Below are 23,388 nucleotides of genomic sequence, written 5' to 3'. Positions count from 1 at the left end.
TTGCGGGTGACGTCCAGCGCTTCGGCGGCCTCGCGGTAGCTCATGCCCTCGATGAAGCACAGCTCGAAGGCTGCGCGACGCCGCTCGGGAAGCTGCTCGATGGCTGCGTCGACGGTTTCGCGTAGGAGCGTGATCTGAGCGTCGGCATCGGGCGCCGGCGTTGCGTCATCTTGCTCACGGTCGAGGTCGACGTCGGGCCGGTCGCCGTGGTCGCGGAAGAAGTTGAGGGTCCGCGTGTAACCGATTCGGAAGAGGTACGACCGGAGGGACCGATCCGGGTCGATGTTTTGCCGATGCGTCCACACGTAGATAAACGCGTTCTGAACGATGTCGGCCGCGGCGTCCTCTGGTACGCCCCGGCTGCACACGTATCCGAAAAGCCGGCTGTGGTGTCGGTCAAAAAATTCCCGGAAGGCCTCTCGGTCACCGTCACGGATCCGTCGGGCCAGATCTTCGGCCTCCGGTTCGTCGCGAAGAGCCAGACCGAGCAGCAGGAGACCGAGTGCCGTAGAAGCCGACATGCGTGGGGGAAAACAAAAGCGAGGAACTGGAAAGAAACCGATGAGGGATGCCGCCCGGCACCGGACGTCACACGGACGTCAGCCAGTGGTCCACCGTCCGTTCTATCGAAAAGGCGGTGTCCGGATCGAACGAGAAGTCCCGGTGCACCCAGTCGCCGCTTCCATCGCCGACCGGGCGATAGGCCTCCCGGTACTCATCCGCGCGCTCGACGATCTCACGTAGCGCGCGGGCGGCGCGGTCCACATCGTCTTTCGTGTTGTAGAGACCGAACGAGATGCGCACCATGCCGGGCTGCTCGCGTGCCGGTGCTCCATCCCCTGCGGCAGGCGCATCCTCCGGGCCGCACGTATCGGTGCACGACGCCGGTGCCACGCCTCGCTCATCGCTGATACCGAGGAGCTGGCGGACGAACGGCTGCGCGCAGAAGCACTCGTTGCGGACGGCGATCCCGTAGTAATCGTTGAGAATAGCCGTCACGAGGCCGTGCGGGAGACCGTCCAGGTTGAATGTGATCACGCCGATGCGTTCGGCCACTTCGAGACGATGTGAACCGTAGATATGCAACCCCTCGATGGCCTCGAAATGCGTCAGGGCGTACTGCGTCAACTCGCGCTCGTCCTCTGCCACCAGATCCATCCCGATCCGGCCCAGCACGTAGAGCGTCGCCGCCAGCAGAAAGGCGCCCGGCAGATTCGGCGTGCCGGTTTCCTCGCGCTCCGGCAGGTCGTCCGTCACGACGTAGCGCTCCGTATCGACGAACTCGACGATTCCACCGCCGACCTCCTGCGGCTCGAGGCCGGCAAACAGATCTTCGCGAGCCACGATGACGCCTGGACTCCCGGGAGCGTAGATCTTGTGGCCGCTGAGACAGAGAACGTCAATCCGCTCATCCGGCGCGTTTCCGCACATCGACAGCGGAACATGTGCGGCCGACTGGGCGGCGTCGACGACGCACAGCGCGCCGGCGTCATGCGCCATCCGTGCGATCTCATGAATCGGGTTGACGATGCCCGTGACGTTAGAGGCAGCGGTCACGGCCACGTAGTTCAACCGGTCGGCATGCTCGTCGATCGCAGCCTGCAAGGCGTCCATGTCCACCCGACCGGCTTCCCCGTTCGGGTCCTGCTCGAGTGGGACGTGGACGACCGTCCCCGCGTGCTTCCGGTGGGGGAGGTCGTTGGCGTGATGCTCCATCATCGTCGTGATCACCACGTCGCGATCGGGGCGCTGCTCCGATAGCACGCGCGCCATCCGGTTCAGCCCGCCGGTGACGCCGTTTCCGCAGAAGATCACCGTGTCATCCGCCCCCGCGCCGACGAAGTCCGCCACGATGTCGTGACTCCGGTGATACACCTCCGTCATGATGCGCGCGCCAAAGTGAAGCTGCGAGTGCGTGTTGGCATAATGGGCCATCGCCCGGTTTGCGACGTCCTCCGCGACCGAGAGCCTCAGGTTGGATGCGGCGCTGTCGAGGTACGTGCGCCGTGCGGTCGTGCCGTCGGCGAGCGGGTACGTCGTATGCAGCCCGGTGAACGAGCTCCGCAGGGCTTCCAGACGACGATGGCGCTCCGCCAGGCTTCCGAGCGGATCGATGTGGGTTCGGACCGTAGAATCCATGTCGAGTTCAGAAACCGGTGCGTGGAAACAGTGAGTCGAGCGATCAACCGCGGGAGGACTCCGCCAGTTGAGCATTCGCAGAACGGGCGCAGCCGGCCATTCGTGGCGTCGAGCCGGCACAGCCCGAGTGGGTCAGACAGCAAATGCGGACGGGACCCGTTCGTTGAATTGTGACGAATAACCTACGGGACAAGACCGAAAGAAGCATCCGCCGATCAAGCAATTTGCATCAAGCCTGCGTAGACCTGAGTATAGACGGTCACGCGTGCACCGCTCTCTCCCGCGTGCTCGTTCGTTTCGTGAGATCAATGGTTGTTCAACATGCGCACGCTTTTCCCCGTCGAGCGGCTTTGTCGTACGTATCAGGCCCTCGTCGCCTTCCCCGGCAGGTGGTTCGGATGCTCTCTGCTTCTACTTGTCCTCTTGCTGTCGAGCGTTTCGCCTGCACAGGCACAGACCATGTTCACCCGCCCGTACCTTCCCTCCACGCTCTCCGTGGAGGCCGTTCGTCCGGCGTACGACGACGATGCGCCGGGGGCTACGACCGGCGCCCTCTTTTTCTCGGCGTCGTATACCCTGGACCGAAACATCGAGATTATCGGCGAACTCCCGGTAGCACACGCCAGCGGTACGGGGATCGAGAGCGATGTGGCGCTCGGCAACCCGATGCTTGGCTTTGGGCTCAGCAGCACCCGCATCCCGCTCCTCGTTGAGGTCGGCGTGCGCCTTCCAGTCGCCGACGGATCGCTTGCCACCCGCCTCGGCCGCGCGGCCGACTACGGTCGCGGGGCGGCGTTTATCGAAGAAGAACGGCAGGCCTTCCTGCTGGGCAATACGCGATTCATGCTCGGTCAGAAGACCTCCGTTCGCGTCCGGGGCGGCTTCGCGGTCAGCGTCTTCGACGAGGAGACCGGAGCGGGCACGACCATCACGCAGCGTGACCTTCGCCTGCGCTACGCCGTGCAGCTGTGGCGGGAAGGCCAGCGCCTGATCACGGGCCTATCCTTTACCGGCCGCGGGACGACGACGGCCCCGGGCGCCTACAGCGACAAGAGCCGGCACCATTTAGCGGCCACCGCGCTCCTCGACTTCCGCCGGGTCGCGCCGGGGATCACCGTCGGGCTGCCCCTCAACGCCGAGGACCGGGACATCGCCTCGTTCCTCTTCGGCCTCAGCCTCGACATCCGACTCTGGTAGACGCGGCGACGGCAGACGCGTAGGTGGCACCCAGCCCGTCGCGGTCTCCGGCGAACCGGTATGGGTAATAGAAAACGGCTCGGCGCCAGACCTCTGCGGTCCGGCATCGAGCCGTCTGGTATTCAGGCTGCAACTCGCCTTCAGGCGCCCACGCCTTCGGGCTCCTGCTCTTTTTCCTCCTCCCCGTCCTCCAGGACAATCTGCTTTCGCAGGCGAGCAACCGGAATGCTCAGGTGCTTGCGGTACTTCGACACCGTACGTCGGGCGATCTTGAACCCCTTCTCCTCCAGCTTGTCCGCGAGTTTCTGATCGGAATAGGGCGACGTCTTGTCCTCCGCGTCAACGATCTGTTGAAGGACGGCCTTCACCTCCTTGTTGGAAACCTCGTCCCCGTCCACCGTCTCCAGTCCCTCAGAGAAGAAGTATTTGAGCTCGTACACACCGAACTCACTTTGAACGTACTTGCCGTTCACCACGCGGCTCACGGTCGAAATGTCCATGTCGATGATCTCCGCAATGTCCTGCAGGATCATCGGCTTCAGATTGCCTTCCCCGTAGCGGAAAAAGTCTTCCTGCAACTGAACGATCGCATCCATCACAAGCGTCATCGTATGACGGCGCTGGTTGATCGAGTTAATAAACCAGCGGGCGGAGTCGAATTTGTTCTTCAGAAACTGCTTCGTCTCCTTGTCAATGTCTTTTTTCCCCTTCGCCTTCGCTTTCGCTTTCTTCTTCTTCTCCCGCTTTTTCTGAGCACGAAGCTTCTCCAGCATCTTGCGGTAGTGCCGCGAGATGTGCAGGTCGGGCGCGTTCCGGCCGTTCAGGGTAATGATGAACTCGCCATCGACGAAGCGAACCGTGAAGTCCGGCGTGATGTAATTCGTTTCTTCAGAAAACTGCCCCTCGCCCGGCTTCGGGTCCAGACGCTGCTGAATCAGGTCGAAGGCCGTCTTGAGCTCGCGATCATCCACACCAAGGCGCTTTTTGAGCTTGCCAAAGTGCTTCATCGTGAAGGCCTTGTAGTGGTCCTCCAGCATCTCGATCGCCGTATTGCGCCCGTCAACGTCCTCCGGCATCCGGTATAGCTGAAGGAGCAGGCATTCCTGCAGGTCCCGCGCGGCGATACCCGGCGGATCGAGCGACTGAACCTGACGCAGCACCTGTTCGACGTCATCGACCTCGAGCTCGATGCCCTGATTAAACAGGATGTCGTCGATGATCGACTCCGGATCGCGACGCAGGTAGCCGTCCTCGTCGATGGATCCGATAATCTGCTCGGCGACCATCTCCTCGGTCTCCGACATATTGAGAAAGCTCATCTGGTTCTTGAGCTGCTCGGACAGGGTCGTACTCGACCGCATCGGGCGCTCCCGATCATCGTCGTCCTCGCTGTAATTCGGATTGGCCTTGTAGCCGTACAGGTCGTCACTGCTATTGAGCAGATCTTCGACGTCGAACTCATCCTCGTCGTCGGTCTCCAGTTCGTTCTCCATCTCCGCCTCCGTGGCGTCGATCTGCTCCTCCTCCCGCTTCTCCTCTTCGTCCAGGCCCTCCTCAAGCAACGGGTTCTCCTCCAGCTCTTCCTTGATCCGCATCTCAAGATCAAGGGTGTTGAGCTGCAGCAGCTTGATGTACTGAATCTGCTGCGGAGAAAGCTTCTGCTGAAGTTCTTGTTTTTGATGGAGTTCAAGCATGAGACTGTGACGACCTGGTGCATCCGAGAGAAGAGGAAGACCGTGGAGCAACGAAACGATGTGAGACACGAAATGCCGCGTCCTCGCGCGATGCCTCCGTTCCGCCGGTCTAAGCTGCGTGGGTTGAGTGGGTACCACAATATCTATTCCGTTTGCTTGTTTCTTAACGCAAGCCTCTCATCAAGGTTTGCTAGATCGGCGCACTTCGGCGTAATCCCTGTGTGAAGGCAGACGTCTGACGGTGCCCGGGGCAACGAAACCCTTCGCCCCTGTCCGGCTTGAACCTGACCCGTTTCGTGCCGATCTCTCGTCGTCGTCCCCTATGGATTCCGCTCGCTCCGAACCACTCCGTCCCGATGCCTCCACGGCGGACGCTGACCTCGAGACCCAGCTCCGCCCGCAGAGCCTGGATGAGTTCGTCGGCCAGGAGAAAATCAAGGAGAACCTCCGGATTTTTATGACGGCGGCTCTACAGCGGAGCGAGGCCCTGGACCACGTACTCCTCTCGGGGCCGCCCGGTCTGGGCAAAACGACGCTGGCCTACATCGTGGCGAACGAAATGGCCGCGCGCATCCGGACCACGAGCGGACCGGTACTCGAAAAGCCCGCCGATATTGCCGGTGTCCTCACCAACCTGGAGGAAGGGGACGTCCTGTTCATCGACGAAATCCACCGGCTGAGCTCCGTCGTCGAGGAATACCTGTACTCCGCGATGGAGGACTACCGCATCGACATTGTGATCGACGCGGGGCCGAACGCTCGCACGGTGCAGATCGAATTGCCGCCCTTCACGCTGATCGGTGCGACCACGCGAAAGGGCCTCCTGACCGCTCCCCTGCGCGCCCGCTTCGGCATTGACTTCCGCTATGACTACTACACGGCGACGCTGCTTCAGCAGATCACACTCCGCTCGGCGCGGATCCTGCAGGTCGATGCGACGGACGACGGGGCGTACGAGATCGCGCGGCGGTCGCGCGGAACACCGCGGATTGCCAACCGGCTCCTCCGCCGCACGCGAGACTTCGCCGAGGTCGAAGGCGACGGCCAGATCACAAAGGCGATTGCCGATCGAGCCCTGAACGCGCTCGACGTTGACGAAGAGGGGCTCGACGACATGGACACCCGCATTCTTCTGACGCTGATCGAGAACTTCGGCGGTGGGCCGACCGGGCTAAAGAATCTCGCGGTATCTGTCGGGGAGGATTCGGGTACGATCGAGGAGGTCTACGAACCCTACCTCATCCAGGAGGGATTTCTCGAGCGGACGCCTCGCGGACGCATCGCTCTGCCCCGCGCCTACCGCCACTTCGACCGAAAACCGCCGAAGGGGCGAGGCCCCTCCCTCTTTGACGAGGATGAGGATGGACGCGGCGATCTTTAGCAACTCGGAATCGCGTTCTGAAGGACGAACGACCGATGGCCCTCGTCGACAGCCCGGTTACACGCGTAAACCTGTCGACACGAATTGCCGCGTCGGGGATATTCGCAGGCGCTCCTGCATGAGAGTGGATGTCTCTGTACTACCTCATGTCCACCGCCTGATGTCCGACCTTTCGACCTTCGATGCCGTCTTCGTCCGCCCCATGCCCGAGAGCCCGCGCATGCTGGTCTACACGTCGTTCAACGGCCCCATCCCCCCGATCATCGGCTACTGGGTGATGAACTGAGTCAGCCTGACCGGAGCCCCCCCGGACCAGGATCGGGGCGCGTGACCCAGCGGTACATCACGGAGCCAGTCCGTCGGGCAGGAAGACGACGTATGTGCCGGGCGACTGCATCCGGCCGGCGATCTCCGCCGCCCGATCGCCGCTGCCCCAGAACACGTCGCCGCGGATGGCGCCCCGGATCGCCCCTCCTGTATCCTGCGCGATCATCATCCGGCGGAAGCGCGCGACGGGGCGCCCCTCGACGGTATCAACCGGCGCTACGCCCGCCGCCTGCTCCATGTCCGTAAGTGGGCGATACGACGAAAGCCATAGTGGGGCACCATACGGCAGGAAACGCGGGTCCACGGCAATGGAATGGCCTGCCGTGAGCGGCACACCCTGCGCTCCGATCGGTCCTTCCCCGGCGTCGAGATCCGTTCGCTCGCGAAAGAAAACATACGAGCGATTCCGGTTCATCAGATCGTCCGTACGATCGGGATGCTCTGCCATCCACTGTCGAATCGCCTGCATCGACATGTCCTCGCGGGCCACCTCCTCCATCGCGATCAGGTCACGCCCGATCGCCCGGTACGGCTGCCCATTCGCCGCCGCGTAGCCGACACGGATCAGGCTCGAATCGCGCAGCAACACGCGCCCGGAGCCCTGAATCTGGAGGAAAAATTTATCGACCCGGCTGTCGACGTACACGATCTCCAGCCCGCGCCCGGACAGGATGCCGTCCTGAATCCGGGATCGCTCGTAGTAGGGCACGAGTCGACTGCCATCCACGCGCCCGAAGAGCCGTTCTCCGTCCATCGACGACCGAAAATCGCCAAGGTTGACGCGGATGAGGTCGGCGGGCGGTCGATGGAGCGGTTCAGAGAAAACGTCGGTTTTGCGACGCGAGCCCTGAAGCTGCGGTTCGTAGTAGCCCGTGAACAGGCCCTCCCGCTTCGTCCCCATCACCACGCGGTAGGGCCGAAACGCACGCCGGAAAAAGCGCTGAGCGGCCGCATCCGTGGAATCCTCTACCTGCTGTGCCTCTTCACAGACGGGTAGCCAGTCGCTCGTCGTGCCAAACGCCGGACGGTCGGGTACCATCCGCGCGCCCGCCGGGCGGTCGGCAAGCGCCTCGCAGGACCGCCGGAATGCCCGGAGGGCCGCCGCATTGCCGGTAGGACGCCATCCATCGAGTTGCCGGATCTCTACAGGGCGTAGGTCAAACGTCGCCTCTACATCCTTCTTCGCATCATCCGGAGACGAGCAGCCGGCAAGGAACAGGAAAACGACGAACAGAACACATAGACGTCGGGGCATGCAACCGGAAATGCGATGGGAGAACGGAGGTTGGACGGGGGGCTGCAGGTTATTCGTCCGGCGGCAACAAATCCTGAACCGCCGTTTTCTGCAGCAGGAGTTTCGCGGTTGATTCGTTCGTTGCGATCGGTACGTTATGGACGTTGCAGGCGCGGAGAAGGGTTTGAATGTCCGGTTCGTGCGGGTGCTTGCCAAGCGGGTCGATGAAAAAGACCACGGCGTAGACATTTCCCTCGACGATGCGCGCGGCGATCTGCACATCCCCGCCGAGCGGTCCGGAGTGGTATCGGCGCACGTCCAGATCCAGCTCGTCCGCGAGCATCTGGCCCGTGGTCCCGGTGGCGACGAGGCGAAAGCGACGGAGAAGGTCGACGTGTTTGTGAGCGAATGAGATGAGATCGGCCTTCTTGCCGTCGTGGGCAATGAGGGCCAGAACGGGATCCTCGGGCATGATGCTGTCGGTAGGAGGGGAAAAGACGGACACGGAGCCGGAGATGGGGTCGGATGCGCAGGGACCGCGCACCTGCGGCGGCTCGACCGGTCGTGCACCCGTAACGCATGTGTCTCTCTGGAACTGCGGAAAACATACGGGTTATCAACCTACCGAATCAACTCCCCTCTGCTCTGTCCGTCTCCTCTTTTTATGCCGTACGTCGTCACCGAACCGTGCATTAATTGCAAGTACACTGACTGCGTCGAGGTTTGCCCCGTGGACTGTTTCTACGAGGGGCCGAACTTCCTCACGATCCAACCTGATGAGTGCATCGACTGCAACGCCTGCGTGCCCGTCTGCCCGGTTGAGGCCATCTATCCGGATGATGAACTGCCGGAGGAATACCAGCACTACACGGAATGGAACGAGTACCTGTCCAATCAGTGGCGCGAGCTCGGGTACAACATCACGGAGAAATCCGACCCCATGCCGGACGCCGAGGAATGGGAGTCGCGGGAGAAATCCGAGGAGGACATCCTGACCTGGGACGTATAGCCCGCCGCCCCAACCATACGATCTGCATCAGACTACCGCTCCGGCCATCCCGGGGCGGTGCTTTTTTATGCGTGTCCTGCACCGATGCCGGGGGCGGCTCGAGCGGTGAGAAATCAAAAGGCAGCCCTCCGACGATCGTCGGAGCGTCGGAGCGAACGGCGAAAACTCCCGACCGGCTCTGCAGGCGTACGCAAACCCCGCCGTGACTATCCGGTACGCATTATCGGGTACGCACTACCCGGTACGCACTACCCGGTACGACATGAGTCGCTCCCTTCCCTCGATTTCCCCGACGTGCTATGCGCACCGCCTCCTCGGTCTTTGTTTTGCTGACGCTTGCTGGAAGCCTGTTCTTCCTTACCGCCTGTGAGACCGGCAGCGAAACGACGATCAGTGGCCCCGATCCCGAAGGGCCGCCGACCGTCATTCTAACCTTCCGAAATCTGGGAACGGAAGCGTGGATCGCGACAAACGTGCAGGGCGCCGACGGCGTCGTTGATGCGGGCACGGAAAACCCCACGCTCCGCCTGAACGAGGGCGTACGGTTCGTCGTGGAGAACGATGCCGGCGTGACCGATCATCCGTTCGCCCTCCGGGGCCCGGACGGCACCATCCTGCTGAATCAACGCGATGGGGGCGGATCCCTGAGCAACGAACCGGACATCAACTTCACGGCGGACGATGACGGCATGGCCTTTACATTTACCCGCTCGCTTTCGCAGGAGGTCGCCACGTACAACTGCCTGAATCACGTCGATATGGAAGGCACGGTTGTGACCGCAGATGCAGAGTGAGGCGCGGGACCTCAGGTAGGCGGTGTGAGATGGATGAGGTGAGATACGTCGCCGGGGGACGGCTGGCGGGCGGTGACGTGCGGTGCATTCGCTCGGACAGACGGGACCGACGACGCGGTGACGAGATGATGCGCGCGACGCAGACCGCCCGCTCACACGTCCCTCGAACCGAACATGACGCAAAAAAAAAGACGCCCCACCGACCGAAGCCGATGGGGCGCAGGTATAGAGCGGATCGAGACAGGAGTACGAATTCTCCATCCCAGATCCTGCATTGTGATTCCGCAAGCCGTCAGGTGCCTGCTGAGTAGTCCGTGGCGTAGACCTCCTGCTCGTCGGTCAGCGAGTCGATCTCGATACCCATCGTTTCGAGCTTGATCCGGGCGATCTCCTGATCGAGCGACTCGGGCAGGTCGATCACGTGCGGGCCGAGCGGTTCGCCGGCTTCATGCTGACGCACGAGGGCGAGGTGAGCCTGGAACTGGTTGGCGAAGCTCATATCCATCACCTCACTCGGATGCCCTTCGGCTGCCGCGAGGTTCACCAGTCGGCCGTCGGCCAGAATGTAGATCTTCTTGCCGTTCTCCATCGTGTACTCGCGGTTGTTCTCGCGAACCTCCCGCGACGCCACCGACAGCTCAGACAGCTCCTCGAGGTTGAGCTCTACGTCGTAGTGGCCGGTGTTCGAAACGATCGCGCCGTCCTTCATCTTGAGGAAGTGGCGACCGCGGATGACGTCTTTCATGCCCGTCGCAGTCACGAAGATGTCGCCGATTTGAGCGGCTTCGTCCATCGTCATCACGCGGTGTCCGTCGAGCGTCGCTTTGAGGGCAGCGGTCGGCTTCACCTCGGTGATGATGACATTGGCGCCCATGCCCTTCGCGCGCATCGCGACGCCGCGGCTGCAGTGCCCGTACCCGGCGACGACAAAGTTTTTGCCGGCGAGCATCACGCTGGAGGCGCGGAGGATGCCGTCGATCGTGGACTGGCCGGTACCATAGACGTTGTCGAAGTCCCACTTCGTCTCGGCGTCATTGACCGCGAAGACGGGGTAGAGCAGCTTTCCGTCGTCGTCCATGGCGCGGAGACGGTGCACACCGGTGGTCGTCTCCTCTGAGCCGCCGACGATTTTCTCCGCCATTTCCGGATATTCGGAGTGCACGCGGAAGATGAGGTCTGCGCCATCGTCCAGGGTCAGGTGCGGAGCCTCTGGCTGGATGGTCTGATCGATGCTCCAGTAGAAGTCCTCCGTGCTCTGGCCGTGCCAGGCGTAAATCTCCGCCATTCCGTTGGCCGCGAGCGCTGCCGCCACCTCGTCGTTGGTCGAGAGCGGGTTGCAACCGCTCCATGCCACGTCCGCACCGCAGGCGGCGAGGGTTTCCACCAGTACGGCGGTTTCCTTCGTCACGTGCAGGCAGCCTGCGATCTTGTAACCGTCGAACGGCTTCGTTTTCGAAAACTCGTCGCGCAGTTTCATGAGAACCGGCATGCGGCTCTCGGCCCATTCAATGCGCTTGCGACCCTTTTCGGCCAACCCAAGGTCCTTGACCTTGTACGCCCCTTCTTTGTGATCCATCGGTGTGCGGATGTGTCATTAAGATGTAACTCGGCAGCTCAGACAACCCGTACTTGAAGGCCCCCGACAATGCTCCACGTTAGGCGAGAATTCAAGGCACAGAGAATGACGATGTCGCCGCTCGAAGCATCACGTAGCGCGGCCAGGCGCCTTCAGTCAGGCACGCATCGACGAATTCGCCTCCCGTTCGATATGGGTCCGAGATCGAGGGTCGGGGGTCGTGGGTCGGGGGTCGTGGGTCGGAGTTAACATCGGGCCATTCAGCCGACCGAACCTGCAGCCAAGTTGATGAAATCAGGCCCTGGTGGCGATCTCTATCCCCAGATCCAGAATCCAAGAACCGAAAACCCTACTCCCCAACCCGAAATCCCCAATCCACAATCCCCAATCCACAATCCCCAATCCACAATCCTCCATCCCCAACGAAAAACCGCCGCCTCCGGGATGGAAGCGACGGTGAGGTGCGGTCGTACCGGTTATGGAGCACGCGTCAGCGAGGGACGGCATTTTGGTAGAAGTCACGGACGTTCTCCGTAAAGCGTTCCAGCGACGGGTCGTAGACGTACATCATGTGCCCGGACTCGTAGTAACTGACGCTCACATTGTCCCGGTAGGACTCTTCAAGCCCCATGTGATCCAGGACGTAATCCGTCGCGAAGTACGGGGTGGCGACGTCAAAGTACCCGCTGGCCACATGAACGTGAAGGGCGGGATTCTTGTGGATCGCCTGCCGCAGCGGCTCGGCGACGTCGAGATACTGGTTTTCGAACGTCTCGTAGTCCCACGGCCATACGCGACCGGTCAGAATCTCGTACGGCAGGTCGGTTTCGAAGTCGAGTTCTTCCCGCAGATAGCTGTTTAAGGTAGCCGTATACGGTCCGAGAATCGCGGAATAGCTCGGGTCGAACTCCGGGCGCGCACCGACGTCCACGCGATCCTGCGCCGTAAACCGGCTGTCCAGACGGCCGACCGTTAGCCCCCGATCGCGAAGCAGCTCTTTGTAGAAGTGGCGGTCGACGACGCGCAGATTGGCGTCGGCAATGAATTCGCGTGACAGCCCGGTATACTGGTGCAGTCGGTCGATCACGCGCTGGCGATCGGCGTCGGGCAACGCATCGCCCTGCATCAGCGCGACCGTATAATCCGTCGTCGCCCACCGCTCGACCTCATCCAGGAAGTCGCGTAGGTCGCGGTTCTGCTGCGCCGGCGGGAGGGCGTTATGGTAGTGCGCGGTGGCCGCGTAGGTCGGCAGAAAAAGCGGGTAGACGAGGTCGTTCCCGGTATCGAACGCATTCGCCTGGTAATTGAGCACGGCGGAGACCAGCACGATGCCGTTCAGGTACATCCCGTGGCGGTCCTGCAACTCGGAAGCCAGCCCAGCCGCCCGAACGGTCCCGTAACTCTCTCCCGCAAGGAATTTGGGCGATGACCACCGCTCGTTTCGCGTGACGTAGAGGCGAATGAAGCGCGCAACGGATTCGATGTCGCCCTCAAAGCCGTGGAAGCGGTCTTCGTCCACGGCTTGCGTGGAGCGGCTGTATCCGGTGGTCACCGGATCGATGAAGACGAGGTCCGTGAAGTCGAGCCAGGTGTGCGCGTTATCGACAAGGTCGTAGGGCGGCGGCAGGACATCCGCCGAGTCCGATACGACGGGCACGCGACGCGGTCCGAGTGCGCCGAGGTGAAGCCAAACGGACGACGAGCCCGGGCCTCCATTGAATGCGAACGTCACGGGACGGTCCGCTCGGTCGCCATCCTCCTTTCGGTAGGCGATGTAGAACATCTTCGCCTCGACCGTCCCATCTTCCGCCCGGAGCGGCAGGTAGCCGGTGTCTGCCGTGTACCGAATCGTTTCCCCGTCGACCTCGACCGTGTGCTCGGTCGTGACGACGGTATCAGGATACAGTGCAGGCCCGCCGGTGGTGTCGGGGGCTTGGGCGGCGGTCGGGACCGGATAGACTCCGATCAACGTTGCGAGGGCAATCAGCGTGCACACGACGCGGGTGCGCAGGGAAAAAGCGGAAAACATAGGGGGGCGATGGAGACCACGGATGTGACGGGTTGGGCGATCTGCAACATACACGGTATCAGGCCGCAGAACAACTACCCGGCTGTGCGGGACGGTCCAGCGCGAGATGCGGCATTGGCGGAAAAAAGAACGCCCCGGCACGACGGTACCGGGGCGTCCATGCTACGAAATACCGTCCATCACTCAGGCCATCTGCTTGGCCGCGTGCTTCAGCGCGTCAACGTAGTTTGTCTTTTCCCACGGGAACGTGTCTCGACCAAAGTGCCCGTAGGCAGCCGTTTTGCGGTACATCGGACGCATCAGATCGAGGCGGTCGATGATCGCGGACGGCGAGAGTTCGAAATGATCGCGGACGAGCTTCGTCAGTAGATCGTCGGTGAGCTTGCCGGTGCCCTTCGTATCGACATCGATCGAGACCGGATCCGGCACACCGATCGCGTAAGCAACCTGAACGAGCGCCTCATCGCAGAGCTCGGCGGCGACAAGATTCTTGGCCACATGCCGGGCCGCGTAGGTCGCGCTACGATCAACCTTCGACGGGTCTTTTCCGCTGAACGCTCCGCCGCCGTGCGCTCCTTTGCCGCCGTACGTGTCGACGATGATCTTCCGACCGGTAAGGCCGGTGTCGCCGTGCGGGCCTCCGATCACGAACCGTCCGGTCGGGTTCACGTGAAGGACGAGGTCCTCGTCGAGCATTTCATCGGCAATGACCCGCGGCAGGAGGTGCTCGCGCACGTCACGTTCGATTTCATCCTGGGACACGCCCTCGTCGTGCTGCGTCGACACAACGACCGTGTGGATGCGACGCGGCGTCCGGCGATCATCGTCGTATTCGACCGTGACCTGGCTTTTCGAATCCGGCCGGAGATACGGCATCAGATCCGTTTCCTTCCGGATGTGGGCCAGCTCTCGCACCAGCCGGTGGGCGTACGTAATTGCCATCGGCATCAGGGAGTCGGTTTCCCGATTCGCGTAGCCAAACATCAGGCCCTGGTCGCCGGCGCCCTGCTCAGATTTCCCATCCACCCCCTGGCTGATGTCCGGGCTCTGCTCGTGGATGCTGCTGAGCACGCCACATGAGTCCGCATCGAAGCGCAGGCGCGGGTCGGTGTAGCCGATGTCGCGGATCACTTCGCGTGCGATTTCCCGGACGTCCGCGTAGGCCTCCGTGGAGACCTCTCCGCTCAAGACGACGAGGCCGGTGGTTACCATCGTTTCAACCGCAACGCGGCTCGACGGATCGTCGGAGAGAAGGGCGTCGAGAATCGCATCCGAAATCTGATCGGCAACCTTGTCGGGGTGGCCCTCCGACACGGATTCACTAGTAAAGAGGTAAGCCATGAAACGGCAGACAGCTCGTGGGGTGGAAACGATCCCGCAGCCGGCGAAGCGCTGCGGAAAGAACTCATCGGGTCGACGGACAGCGTCCGTACGGCCCATTAGTATACGAACGAGGCACCCCCATTCCCATTGAGCGCGACGGAAGATTTGCGAAAAGCCCGTTAGAAGCGCCCAGAATCCGCCTTTCTCGGCCGGTTTGACATCGGATTTGCAGAGCGATCCCGTAACGTACGCAACCATCGCCCGCCGCTCGGTAATGGATTGCAACGTATGGATCACGAAGCCGATCGACCGTGCGAAGTCCCCGTCAAACGGGAAGCGGGAATTGATTCTCGGAATTCCGAAACGTACGTTTCAACGTTTGAATGCCGGGGTGGCCCGTTTTTCGCCGGCGCCGGCCGTGCAGAGCATTCCATCGCTCTGGTTTCATCGGTACGCGTCTGCGTCCGTCATCCCACTCTTTTTCGCACCAGGATACCCATTAGCCAGCAAGAGGCTGCCACGTTATGGCCAACGACATCAAATCTACCGTCACCGGTATCATCGTCGAAAAGCTCGGCGTTGACGAGTCGGACGTTACGCCGGAGGCGTCGTTCACGAACGACCTCGGCGCCGACTCGCTCGACACCGTCGAGTTGATCATGGAATTTGAGAAGGAGTTCGACCTGACGATCCCCGACGAGGAGGCGGAAAAGATTGCCACGGTCGGTGATGCCATCGACTACCTCGAAGAAAAGTCCGCGTAAGCGACGTATCTTCGGCCGGCATCCCGGCGAGCCTCGCCTCGTGGCGATCGTGCTCGCCGGGTTCGTTGTATCCGGCCCCGACGCATGGTGCACCGTGCGTCGCAACGTCCCGGCCTGTAACGATATCGTTCGGCTGGCCTTTTCCCGCCGGATGCGATGCCGTCCGGTTCTCTACCGCGCCCAGACCGGGTCGCGCGTCTTTCGCACACCGTATCGGTTCGACCTTCCGACTCCCCCATGAATCACACTGCACGACGAGTTGTCATTACCGGCATGGGCGCCCTCACGCCGATCGGCACCACGGTGTCGTCCTTCTGGGACGCACTGCTCGAAGGGACCAGCGGTGCCGCTCCGATTGAGTCGTTCGACACGGAAGGCATGCGCGTTACCTTTGCCGCGGAGCTGAAAGACTTCGATCCGGCCGATCACCTCGGCGCCAAGCAGGTCCGCCGCATGGACCCCTTCTGCCAGTACGCGCTGGTCGCAGCCGATGAGGCCGTTCACGACGCGGGGATCGACCCGGAGAGCATGAGCCAGGAGCAGAAAGATCGGATCGGCGTAATTTATGGAAGCGGCATCGGGGGCATGCAGACGTTTTACGAACAGTCGCAGTACTTCGTCGAAAACGACGAAAAGCGGACGTCGCCGTTTTTCATCCCGATGCTGATCCCGGACATCGCCAGCGGGCAGATCGCCATGCAGTACGGCTTCCGGGGCCCCAACCACGCGATCGTGTCCGCCTGCGCGACCGGCAACCACAACATCGGGGACGCCGTCCGACATATTCGAAGCGGCGAGATGGATGCATGCATCGCCGGCGGCACCGACGCGTGCGTGACGCGCCTTGGCATCACCGGGTTTGCCAGCATGCGCGCCCTCTCTACCCGAAACGACGACCCGGCAGCGGCATCTCGCCCGTTCGACGCAGACCGCGACGGTTTCGTGATGGGGGAAGGAGCCGGCGCCCTTTACCTCGAGTCCTTAGAAAGCGCGAAAGCGCGTGGCGCGGACATTTATGGCGAAGTCATTGGCATCGGGACATCGGCCGACGCGCATCACCTGACGGCCCCGGATCCGGAAGGCGGCGGCGTCCGTCTCGCCCTCAATCGCGTCCTGGAGCACGCCGGCATTGAGCCGGAGGACATTGACTACGTGAATGCGCACGGCACGTCTACCCCGCTCGGGGATGTCGCGGAGACAAAGGCGATCAAGCAGGTCTTCGGCGACGCGGCCCACGAGCTGAACGTGTCGTCGACGAAGAGCATGACCGGCCACCTCCTCGGTGCGGCCGGCGCCGTCGAGGCCATCGCCACGATCCTCGCGACCCGCCACGACGTGGTGCCCCCGACGATCAACTTCGACGCTCCCGATCCCGATTGCGACCTCAACTACACGTTCAATGAGGCGCAGGAACGCGTGGTAAACGTCGCCCTCTCCAACGCCTTCGGCTTCGGCGGCCACAACACCTCCGTCGCGTTTAAGAAGTTCGACGGATGATACGGGCCCACGCAGAACGTCCGGCCAGGCAGGACCTCGGTTCAGCGAAACATGATCTTGTCGACGATCTCGCGTCCGAGCGCGTCGTTCAGCCGATTGCGCCACGCCCGGCGATTCATGTGTAGTTCCTGGCGCCAGGCGGCGGACGAGATCTTGACGAACAGGGTGTCGCCCTTCATCCAGACCGACTCCGTCACCGCGTTGACGCGATCCCCCGCGATCGTAGCCCACGTCTCTACCACGCGGGCCTCGTCGATCTTATCTCGCATCCCGAGTCGATCGATCACATCCTGAAGTACATCGCCGAGCGGCTGAGGGCTATCGGTTGACATATAAATGCTCCAGTCGGGTACGATGGAAACGTCCAGTACACGTCCACGAACGCGGACAGGGCCACAGCGTTCGGCGGAACGGTCCGCCTGACGTTACCTCTACACCGCATCGGGCGGCTGATTCACCGATTGTGTACCCGCTCGTTTCCCGTCCGTCCTTTCGTCATCCTCGAGCCTCCGTCCTCTCTGTTTGCATGCCGCGTATTCTGTCTCGCCCTGTCCCCGCCTCGCTTCCCGCGGCGCTGGTCCTGCTGCTCGCATTCGCCCTGCTGCAGACCCTCTTCCTCCCGACCGGCATCGTCGCACAGCCGCTGGATGACACCGTCCGCCGGGCGCCGTCCGCCTACGGGGATACGGTCCGCCTTTCCCTATCGGATGCCGTGCAGCGATCGCTTGATGTCAGCCCCGAGCTCGAGATCGAGCGCGCGGGCCGATCCTTCGCCGAAGCCCGGCTCGGAGAGGCCCGCCAGAGCCGCTTTCTGACATCGTTCTCCGCAAACACGGCACATTCCTTCGCGCCCAGCCTCGACATCCCGACCGGTACGACCCGGCCCCCGGGATCCTATTACCTCGATCCGGAGATCGTCAACGACTGGACGGTGGACGCCCTGCAGCCGTTCAACCGCTTGGAGGTGCGTGCCCAGCAGCCGATTTACACGGCCGGGGAACTCGGCGGAAGCATTCGTGCCGCCCGGCACGGCGTCGATGTTGAAACAGCCAGTGTCGATATCAAGCAGCTGGAGGTCGCCCGCCGCACCGGCGACATTTACTACTCGCTTCTCTTGGTCGAAGCCTTGCAACGCCTTGCCGATGAAACGGGCGAGGTCGTCGACCGCGCCAAACGCGAAGTGCAGCGTCTGCTGGATGAAGGGGATGAGGACGTCGACCAGGCCGATCTCTTCGAGGTCCGGCTGACGGAGGAAGAGTACAAGCGCCGCGTCGTCGAAATCCGGGAGCGCCTGGAAACGGCACGATCCGCGCTTCGCCGGCAACTGTTTCTGCCGGACGACGTCGTCGTGGAAACGGCCGACCGGCGCCTTGAGCCGGTCGACTTCCAGATCCATCCCGACTCGTTGGCTTACTACCTGGACCTCGGCCTGAGGAATCGCCCCGAGTTGGACCAGGCGGAGGCAGGGATCAAGGCGCGCCGCGCCCTCGTCGACGTCGAACGGTCGGACTATTTCCCGAAAATCGGCTTTCAGGCAACCTACGCATACTCCTACACGCCGAATCGCCCGCAGCAGCGGAGCGCCTACGTCGGCGACGCGTTCAATGGCAACTCCACCCGAACGGGCTTCGGGATTCAGATGAATCTGAATTTCCTTCAGACCCGCGAACGCGTCGAACAGGCCCGAGCGGAACTCAACGAGGTACGTTATCAGGAAGAGGCCGCCGGCCAACTCGTTCGCTTCGAAATCGAAGACGCGTTTCGAAACGTTATCATCCAGAAAACCAACGTCGAATCGCGCGACGAATCCGTCCGGATCACCGAAGAATGGCTCCGCAACGAACAGATCAACTTCGACCTGGACTTCGGTAATACGGAGAACCTCGTGAAGGCCGTCCGCGCCAATCTGGAAGCGGAAGCGCGCTACTTTGAGGCCGTCAAAGCCTACAACACGGCCGTCCTGAAACTGCTCGACGCGACGGGGACGCTTACCGATGACTTAGAGCGAGACATCTTCAGCCGCAGCGACAACTAACCCTTTCGTTCGACCCTCCGAGGCGGGGACCGATCGGTGCCGACTCGCGCCTGGCATGCGTTCACCGGGCACTCCGCGCATACGAAACACCTTCCGGGCGCCGTTGTCACTGATGGATGTGTGACTTTCCCGGTCTGCCTTGCGGCTACAAGGGCGACGGACACGGTCGTTGGTTCCGGGCCCGTTTCGCCATTCTCAGTCCCAACGTTTTTCCACCGATCATGCGTACCTTGCGCCCCTCTCGTTTCCTGACGGTTCTTGCGCTCCTGCTGAGCGTGACGCTTCTGGTGCCCTCCGCACCGGTATACGCCCAGGACGCGGCCGAATCAGAGATTCGCACGATGCTCGAATCGCGCGACCAGCAGATCAAGTCGATCCTTAATGGGGACACCTCGTCGTTCTCTACGGACCAGCGGGAGGAACTGAAGACGCTCATTAACGGCGTCATCGACTTTCGCGCCATGGGACAGGTGGCCCTCGGCCCGTTCTGGACGGACCTCAGCGATGACCAGAAAAACGAATTCGTGGACGTATTCCGCGATATCGTACGCGCCCAGTCGCTGGCCGACCTTGAGGTCTACAACTCTCGGGTGGCGTATGAGGACATAAAGGTGGAAGGAGACAGCGCCTACGTCGAAACGCTGACCGAATACGAGGGTACCCAGACGCCCGTTGTGTACGACCTGCAAAAGCAGGACACGACGTGGGTTGCACAGGACATCATCGTCGACGGCGTCAGCACCGCGGAAAGTTACGCCCGCTCCTTCCAGACGGTGATACGTAAGCGGGGCTTCGATGCGCTGATGACCAGCCTCAAGAAGAAGCGCGACAAGGTGACGTCGGCGCGGTAGATCTGTGATCGTGCCGAACCGCTGGTATCAACAAGTCGCCGGAGCGGATCTTCCCTGCTCCGGCGACTCGTATGTTACGCACCGCCGGCTTCGAACACTCGGCCCGTTCATCGCCCGTCCCGGAACCGGGCGACGGTCGCATCGCCGCACTCTCACCCTTTCGCCACGCCCCTCGTCCCAATGCCTGCCTCCCGCTCATCTACGTCCCACGCCCCGACGGAAGGGTACGTCTTCCACAGCTACGGAGGAGAGAAGTACGCCCAGCACGCCGTCGCGTCCGTGCAAACGCTTCGCCGGTATGATGACGAGCGCCCAACGGCCATCTTCTGCCCGGACCCGCACCGGGAGATGCTCGAACGCTACGGGGCCGACCGTTTCTTCGACCACATCGAGCCGCTCCCGCCCGAGCATCGGTCGATCGTCGGGTTCAAGCACCACCTTCACCGGTTCAAAATCTTCGACCGGTCCCTGTTCGTGGACGCGGACATGATCTGGTGCCGGAATCCGGACCCGCTGTGGACGCAGCTCCAGGCGTTTCCCTTCACCGGCACCGGGCTGATGCGGGCGGATCATTTCTTCGGGGGACCGAAAGGCGCCGGTGTTCTGCTTGATATGCTTCTCCGTCGGCGCCGGCGGACGCTCCGGCACTTCGGCCTGACAAACCTGCCGCGCGTGCAGGCGGGCATGATTTACGCCCGCGACGACGACACAACGCGCGCTGTCTGTGAGACCGCCGCCGACTTCCTGGCCCGCTCCGACGAAACGCATTTCCGGAGCCGACTGGACGAAGGACGGAGCGAGGAGACGTGCGAATGGAGCATCGCGATGGCGATGAGCAAGCTGGAGCTGGCCGTCTTCCCCTGGCTGCAGGGACGCAACAGCCCGCAGCTTGACTACATCGACGGCCTCACCACACACGATGACGACTTTCGGGAGGTGTCGTGTACGTTCTACACAACGCCGTTTATCTACAGTCTCCGAGGCATACCGTCTCGAGACCTGCGGGACTTCCTGTTCGGCCTGGCAAATCAATTGCCCGGACTCGGCGACCGCATGGAGGTGACGCCCTTTGTCATTCACTTCGGCTGGCTCCACCAGAAAGAGCCGTTCTACGACTTCGCGCACCGCGTCTGGCAGCATCTCCTGGACGAGCGCGCGACGCCGCGACTCAAGAAATAAGGCAGTGAGCCTCATATTCCGACGTCGACCCGTTTGTCCCGGTTATGTCTGGCCCATCATGTCTGGCCCATCAGGTGGATCAGTAGATCCAGCGGCAGATCGGCCTGCGCCCAGCCGACGGCGAGAAGAGCCGCGATGACGGCTGCCGGGCTGAACAGGGCGAGCAGGGTCGCTACGGCCGCGGGCATCTGCGTGACGGCCTTCACATCGCGCAGAACCCGCACGGTGGATAGGATCGCGGTCAGGACGCTGAACGCGGCGAGTAATCCTGCCGCCTCCGGATTACCGGCCGTCTCGGTCGAAATCGTTACGAGCGCCACGCCCATCCAGACGAGGGCCGGCCAGCAGGGCCATGCGACGAGCATGAGCACCTGATCACTACGAAGCACCGCCCAACTTCGAACGGTCAGCCCGATAACAATACTCCAGACCAGAAGCAGCGCGACCACGAGGCCGGCCGTGAGCGCCCCCGTCGTAACGGGCGCCGTGATCACGGTCCCCACCCGATGATCGAGACCTGCATTGAGCGCTTCCACGAGCCGCTCGGCGATCATCGACGGCGCCAGCACCTCCATGATGACAGCCGCGACAACGCCCGTTGCGATGCCGACCGCAAGAAGGCAGATCCAGTTTACCAAGGGAACGGTGTCCCTCCCCTCGCACACGCTGTCGCGGTAAAACCCGTGCGCCATGAAGTAGCGGCCGAGCGCCCGCCGGAAGAGTGGCCGCCGCGCGTAGAGGGCGCCCATGCCGATGAGAATGAACCAGCCGAAAAGGACGGCCCACGGCGCTTCCGCTCCGGGCGCTTCGCCGGAGGGAAACGCAAATACGCGTTGCTCACCACTGTAGATGCCGCGAACGACCGACGCTGCGGGACGCGACTCGCCGGAGACCGTCCGCAGACCGTACCGACGTCCCAGGGGGCTTTCCGTATCCGCCCAGCGGAAAACGAAGACGGTCGGTCCCGCCCTCTCTCCCTCGGCGGTCCCACCCGGGCCGGCCCGCTGCATGGGGGCTGCCAGCAGCGGGTCGACGGACGCGGGAATCCAGCCCGTCAGCATCGATTCGATGGCGCGGGCCTGGCGTTCCACCGAGTGCGGCACGCTGAGCCCGGACGTGGCCTCCGGATCCACCCACGCGCCGGCTGCCGCGATCGCGACGGGTGCGGTGCTTCGCTCCGTCCACCGGCGCCACCGTTTAAGAGGATCCTCCAGCCCGCGCACATCGAGCAACACGCCGTCCACGCTGGATGCGCACCGGTCCGACGCGGCCCGAAACGGAGTGACGTAATACCGCGACAGCGACGGCATCCGTCCTTCGGTCTCTGACGCAAGAGCCGTGAGAACCGGGCACATGTCGGGGGAGGCCGTATCCAGCGCTCGGCCCAGGCCAATGGCCACGAGAGCTTCGTGGCGACGCGCGATCGACGCCAGCCGGTCCAGCGTGGGACCCAGGGTATCCGCAGCCGCCGAAACCTGATCGGCGCTCCGGTACGCAAGGGGCAGGTCGGCCGCAACGGAGATGTCGAGGGACTCCGCCCGGGCGAGGACACGCGCCGCATGACGGTCCCCGTCCGGGGCAAGCCAGCGCTCCGCCGGTACGCGGACGACCGTGACGCCTGCTTCGGCGATGTCCTCGAGCGTGAACTCGGCAGCACGCGCTGCCTCCGGCATGTCCCACACTACACCACGCCCACCGTAGAAAAAGGCGGTCCTGTCCACGGAGTCTGCGACCGCCGGCGTGTCCATCGCCCGGGCATCCAACGGGGATGGCGCCATTGCTGTGCACGCGAGCACCACCAGAACGGCGATGCGCACGAACCGACAGCAGGACGAACGGAGCGGAAGCAAGCCGACCATCAATGGTCTTCCTTGTGACAGAAGGGATGCGTGCGTGCGGAACGCCGAAGAGGCGAAGCGTCGAACATACGGCGTGACCAACGTAGGAAACAGCTCTTCCGTATGCACACGGAAATCTGTCGTCCGATCCCGATCCTGGAACGCGTGCGTCGGCACTCGGGCCTGCCTGGCAGCCCCGATTTGCTGTCCTACCACATTTTTGTATTTTCATGCAGTCATCACGACAGGATTGGCCGCATACGCGATCCTTTCGCGCTATCGTAAGTGCTGCGGGTCACCGGGACTTTCCCGGTCCCCTGTATCATACCCCACCCAGATTGATCGACCTCAGACATGAAACGATTTTCCTTTGCTACACTGTTCGTTGCCCTCCTCTTCCTCGCGGTTCCGACGCAGGATGCCCACGCCCAGGTGAAGATCGGTCCGCGCGCCGTGCTCTCCGTTGGTGACATTTCCGACGCCGGCGGCGACTTCGGAATCGGCGCCGACGTCCGCTTCCT

The 23,388-nt window shown here is 62.6% G+C and carries 20 protein-coding genes; 10 read left to right on the top strand and 10 right to left on the bottom strand.

The window, feature by feature from the left end; genetic code table 11:
• Both ACFCU0_RS03370 and ACFCU0_RS03365 read right to left on the bottom strand, forming a co-directional pair.
• Positions 1 to 521, bottom strand: a 521-nt coding sequence (locus tag ACFCU0_RS03370) for an RNA polymerase sigma factor (protein ID WP_434972254.1), incomplete at its 3' end; no start/stop codon positions are given.
• A gap of 67 nt (positions 522 to 588) precedes the next feature.
• Complete coding sequence (locus ACFCU0_RS03365; RefSeq protein ID WP_434972253.1) at positions 589 to 2,139, bottom strand: aminotransferase class V-fold PLP-dependent enzyme; 1,551 nt, start codon at positions 2,137 to 2,139, stop codon at positions 589 to 591.
• 321 nt (positions 2,140 to 2,460) lie between these two features.
• Between ACFCU0_RS03365 and ACFCU0_RS03360 the strand changes: the two genes are divergently transcribed.
• Positions 2,461 to 3,336, top strand: a complete 876-nt coding sequence (locus ACFCU0_RS03360; protein WP_434972252.1) for a hypothetical protein — start codon at positions 2,461 to 2,463, stop codon at positions 3,334 to 3,336.
• 140 nt (positions 3,337 to 3,476) lie between these two features.
• Here ACFCU0_RS03360 and rpoN read toward each other — a convergent pair whose 3' ends face one another.
• Positions 3,477 to 5,030 carry an RNA polymerase factor sigma-54 gene (gene rpoN / locus ACFCU0_RS03355; RefSeq protein WP_434972251.1) on the bottom strand — a complete coding sequence of 518 codons (1,554 nt, stop codon included), beginning with the start codon at positions 5,028 to 5,030 and terminating at the stop codon, positions 3,477 to 3,479.
• 322 nt (positions 5,031 to 5,352) lie between these two features.
• Here rpoN and ruvB point away from each other — a divergent pair, with 322 nt between their 5' ends.
• Positions 5,353 to 6,411: a Holliday junction branch migration DNA helicase RuvB gene (ruvB, locus tag ACFCU0_RS03350; RefSeq protein ID WP_434972250.1), complete on the top strand. Its 1,059-nt coding sequence runs from the start codon at positions 5,353 to 5,355 to the stop codon at positions 6,409 to 6,411.
• A 160-nt stretch (positions 6,412 to 6,571) separates the two neighbouring features.
• Positions 6,572 to 6,697, top strand: coding sequence for a hypothetical protein (locus tag ACFCU0_RS03345; RefSeq protein WP_434972249.1), 126 nt, complete (start codon positions 6,572 to 6,574; stop codon positions 6,695 to 6,697).
• Positions 6,698 to 6,754: 57 nt separating this feature from the next.
• Here ACFCU0_RS03345 and mltA read toward each other — a convergent pair whose 3' ends face one another.
• Together mltA and ACFCU0_RS03335 are read right to left on the bottom strand one after the other, a co-directional pair.
• A complete protein-coding gene (gene mltA / locus ACFCU0_RS03340) occupies positions 6,755 to 7,993 on the bottom strand; it encodes a murein transglycosylase A (RefSeq protein ID WP_434972248.1) in 1,239 nt (412 codons plus the stop codon).
• A gap of 49 nt (positions 7,994 to 8,042) precedes the next feature.
• On the bottom strand, positions 8,043 to 8,444 hold the full coding sequence (locus ACFCU0_RS03335; protein WP_434972247.1) for a methylglyoxal synthase: 402 nt from the start codon (positions 8,442 to 8,444) through the stop codon (positions 8,043 to 8,045).
• Positions 8,445 to 8,636: 192 nt separating this feature from the next.
• Here ACFCU0_RS03335 and fdxA point away from each other — a divergent pair, with 192 nt between their 5' ends.
• The gene (gene fdxA / locus ACFCU0_RS03330) at positions 8,637 to 8,981 is read left to right on the top strand and encodes a ferredoxin FdxA (RefSeq protein ID WP_434972246.1); all 345 of its coding nucleotides are present in this window, start codon (positions 8,637 to 8,639) and stop codon (positions 8,979 to 8,981) included.
• Between the two features lie 299 nt (positions 8,982 to 9,280).
• On the top strand, positions 9,281 to 9,775 hold the full coding sequence (locus ACFCU0_RS03325) for a hypothetical protein (RefSeq protein ID WP_434972245.1): 495 nt from the start codon (positions 9,281 to 9,283) through the stop codon (positions 9,773 to 9,775).
• A 292-nt stretch (positions 9,776 to 10,067) separates the two neighbouring features.
• Here the strand turns inward: ACFCU0_RS03325 and ACFCU0_RS03320 are convergent, their stop codons facing one another.
• The 3 genes from ACFCU0_RS03320 to metK all read right to left on the bottom strand — a co-directional run bounded on the left by ACFCU0_RS03320 (position 10,068) and on the right by metK (position 14,721).
• Complete coding sequence (locus ACFCU0_RS03320) at positions 10,068 to 11,351, bottom strand: adenosylhomocysteinase (protein ID WP_434972244.1); 1,284 nt, start codon at positions 11,349 to 11,351, stop codon at positions 10,068 to 10,070.
• 490 nt (positions 11,352 to 11,841) lie between these two features.
• Complete coding sequence (locus ACFCU0_RS03315; RefSeq protein ID WP_434972243.1) at positions 11,842 to 13,380, bottom strand: S10 family peptidase; 1,539 nt, start codon at positions 13,378 to 13,380, stop codon at positions 11,842 to 11,844.
• Between the two features lie 183 nt (positions 13,381 to 13,563).
• On the bottom strand, positions 13,564 to 14,721 hold the full coding sequence (metK, locus tag ACFCU0_RS03310; protein WP_434972242.1) for a methionine adenosyltransferase: 1,158 nt from the start codon (positions 14,719 to 14,721) through the stop codon (positions 13,564 to 13,566).
• 506 nt (positions 14,722 to 15,227) lie between these two features.
• Here metK and ACFCU0_RS03305 point away from each other — a divergent pair.
• Both ACFCU0_RS03305 and fabF read left to right on the top strand, forming a co-directional pair.
• Positions 15,228 to 15,467, top strand: a complete 240-nt coding sequence (locus tag ACFCU0_RS03305) for an acyl carrier protein (protein ID WP_434972241.1) — start codon at positions 15,228 to 15,230, stop codon at positions 15,465 to 15,467.
• Between the two features lie 237 nt (positions 15,468 to 15,704).
• Positions 15,705 to 16,964: a beta-ketoacyl-ACP synthase II gene (gene fabF / locus ACFCU0_RS03300; RefSeq protein WP_434972240.1), complete on the top strand. Its 1,260-nt coding sequence runs from the start codon at positions 15,705 to 15,707 to the stop codon at positions 16,962 to 16,964.
• Between the two features lie 41 nt (positions 16,965 to 17,005).
• On the opposite strand, the gene ACFCU0_RS03295 is transcribed toward fabF, so the two are convergent.
• On the bottom strand, positions 17,006 to 17,296 hold the full coding sequence (locus ACFCU0_RS03295) for a DUF721 domain-containing protein (RefSeq protein ID WP_434972239.1): 291 nt from the start codon (positions 17,294 to 17,296) through the stop codon (positions 17,006 to 17,008).
• Between the two features lie 194 nt (positions 17,297 to 17,490).
• Between ACFCU0_RS03295 and ACFCU0_RS03290 the strand changes: the two genes are divergently transcribed.
• The 3 genes from ACFCU0_RS03290 (at position 17,491) to ACFCU0_RS03280 (ending at position 21,029) form a co-directional block, all read left to right on the top strand.
• A complete protein-coding gene (locus ACFCU0_RS03290; RefSeq protein ID WP_434972238.1) occupies positions 17,491 to 18,999 on the top strand; it encodes a TolC family protein in 1,509 nt (502 codons plus the stop codon).
• 221 nt (positions 19,000 to 19,220) lie between these two features.
• Positions 19,221 to 19,850, top strand: coding sequence for an MlaC/ttg2D family ABC transporter substrate-binding protein (locus ACFCU0_RS03285; RefSeq protein WP_434972237.1), 630 nt, complete (start codon positions 19,221 to 19,223; stop codon positions 19,848 to 19,850).
• A gap of 180 nt (positions 19,851 to 20,030) precedes the next feature.
• Complete coding sequence (locus ACFCU0_RS03280; RefSeq protein WP_434972236.1) at positions 20,031 to 21,029, top strand: hypothetical protein; 999 nt, start codon at positions 20,031 to 20,033, stop codon at positions 21,027 to 21,029.
• 56 nt (positions 21,030 to 21,085) lie between these two features.
• Here the strand turns inward: ACFCU0_RS03280 and ACFCU0_RS03275 are convergent, their stop codons facing one another.
• Complete coding sequence (locus ACFCU0_RS03275) at positions 21,086 to 22,846, bottom strand: hypothetical protein (RefSeq protein ID WP_434972235.1); 1,761 nt, start codon at positions 22,844 to 22,846, stop codon at positions 21,086 to 21,088.
• Positions 22,847 to 23,388: the final 542 nt, after the last annotated feature.

The sequence above is a fragment of the Longibacter sp. genome, assembly GCF_051155795.1.
In the GTDB taxonomy this organism is placed as follows: domain Bacteria; phylum Bacteroidota; class Rhodothermia; order Rhodothermales; family Salinibacteraceae; genus Longibacter.
The sequence above is the reverse complement of the archived record's forward strand: the minus strand, read 5'-3'. Positions and strand labels throughout refer to the sequence as shown.

Coding starts and splice junctions, on each gene's coding strand:
- ACFCU0_RS03365 (WP_434972253.1), bottom strand. CDS start 2,139: ATGGATTCTACGGTCCGAACCCACATCGATCCGCTCGGAAGCCTGGCG.
- ACFCU0_RS03360 (WP_434972252.1), top strand. CDS start 2,461: ATGCGCACGCTTTTCCCCGTCGAGCGGCTTTGTCGTACGTATCAGGCC.
- rpoN (WP_434972251.1), bottom strand. CDS start 5,030: ATGCTTGAACTCCATCAAAAACAAGAACTTCAGCAGAAGCTTTCTCCG.
- ruvB (WP_434972250.1), top strand. CDS start 5,353: ATGGATTCCGCTCGCTCCGAACCACTCCGTCCCGATGCCTCCACGGCG.
- ACFCU0_RS03345 (WP_434972249.1), top strand. CDS start 6,572: ATGTCCGACCTTTCGACCTTCGATGCCGTCTTCGTCCGCCCCATGCCC.
- mltA (WP_434972248.1), bottom strand. CDS start 7,993: ATGCCCCGACGTCTATGTGTTCTGTTCGTCGTTTTCCTGTTCCTTGCC.
- ACFCU0_RS03335 (WP_434972247.1), bottom strand. CDS start 8,444: ATGCCCGAGGATCCCGTTCTGGCCCTCATTGCCCACGACGGCAAGAAG.
- fdxA (WP_434972246.1), top strand. CDS start 8,637: ATGCCGTACGTCGTCACCGAACCGTGCATTAATTGCAAGTACACTGAC.
- ACFCU0_RS03325 (WP_434972245.1), top strand. CDS start 9,281: ATGCGCACCGCCTCCTCGGTCTTTGTTTTGCTGACGCTTGCTGGAAGC.
- ACFCU0_RS03320 (WP_434972244.1), bottom strand. CDS start 11,351: ATGGATCACAAAGAAGGGGCGTACAAGGTCAAGGACCTTGGGTTGGCC.
- ACFCU0_RS03315 (WP_434972243.1), bottom strand. CDS start 13,380: ATGTTTTCCGCTTTTTCCCTGCGCACCCGCGTCGTGTGCACGCTGATT.
- metK (WP_434972242.1), bottom strand. CDS start 14,721: ATGGCTTACCTCTTTACTAGTGAATCCGTGTCGGAGGGCCACCCCGAC.
- ACFCU0_RS03305 (WP_434972241.1), top strand. CDS start 15,228: ATGGCCAACGACATCAAATCTACCGTCACCGGTATCATCGTCGAAAAG.
- fabF (WP_434972240.1), top strand. CDS start 15,705: ATGAATCACACTGCACGACGAGTTGTCATTACCGGCATGGGCGCCCTC.
- ACFCU0_RS03295 (WP_434972239.1), bottom strand. CDS start 17,296: ATGTCAACCGATAGCCCTCAGCCGCTCGGCGATGTACTTCAGGATGTG.
- ACFCU0_RS03290 (WP_434972238.1), top strand. CDS start 17,491: ATGCCGCGTATTCTGTCTCGCCCTGTCCCCGCCTCGCTTCCCGCGGCG.
- ACFCU0_RS03285 (WP_434972237.1), top strand. CDS start 19,221: ATGCGTACCTTGCGCCCCTCTCGTTTCCTGACGGTTCTTGCGCTCCTG.
- ACFCU0_RS03280 (WP_434972236.1), top strand. CDS start 20,031: ATGCCTGCCTCCCGCTCATCTACGTCCCACGCCCCGACGGAAGGGTAC.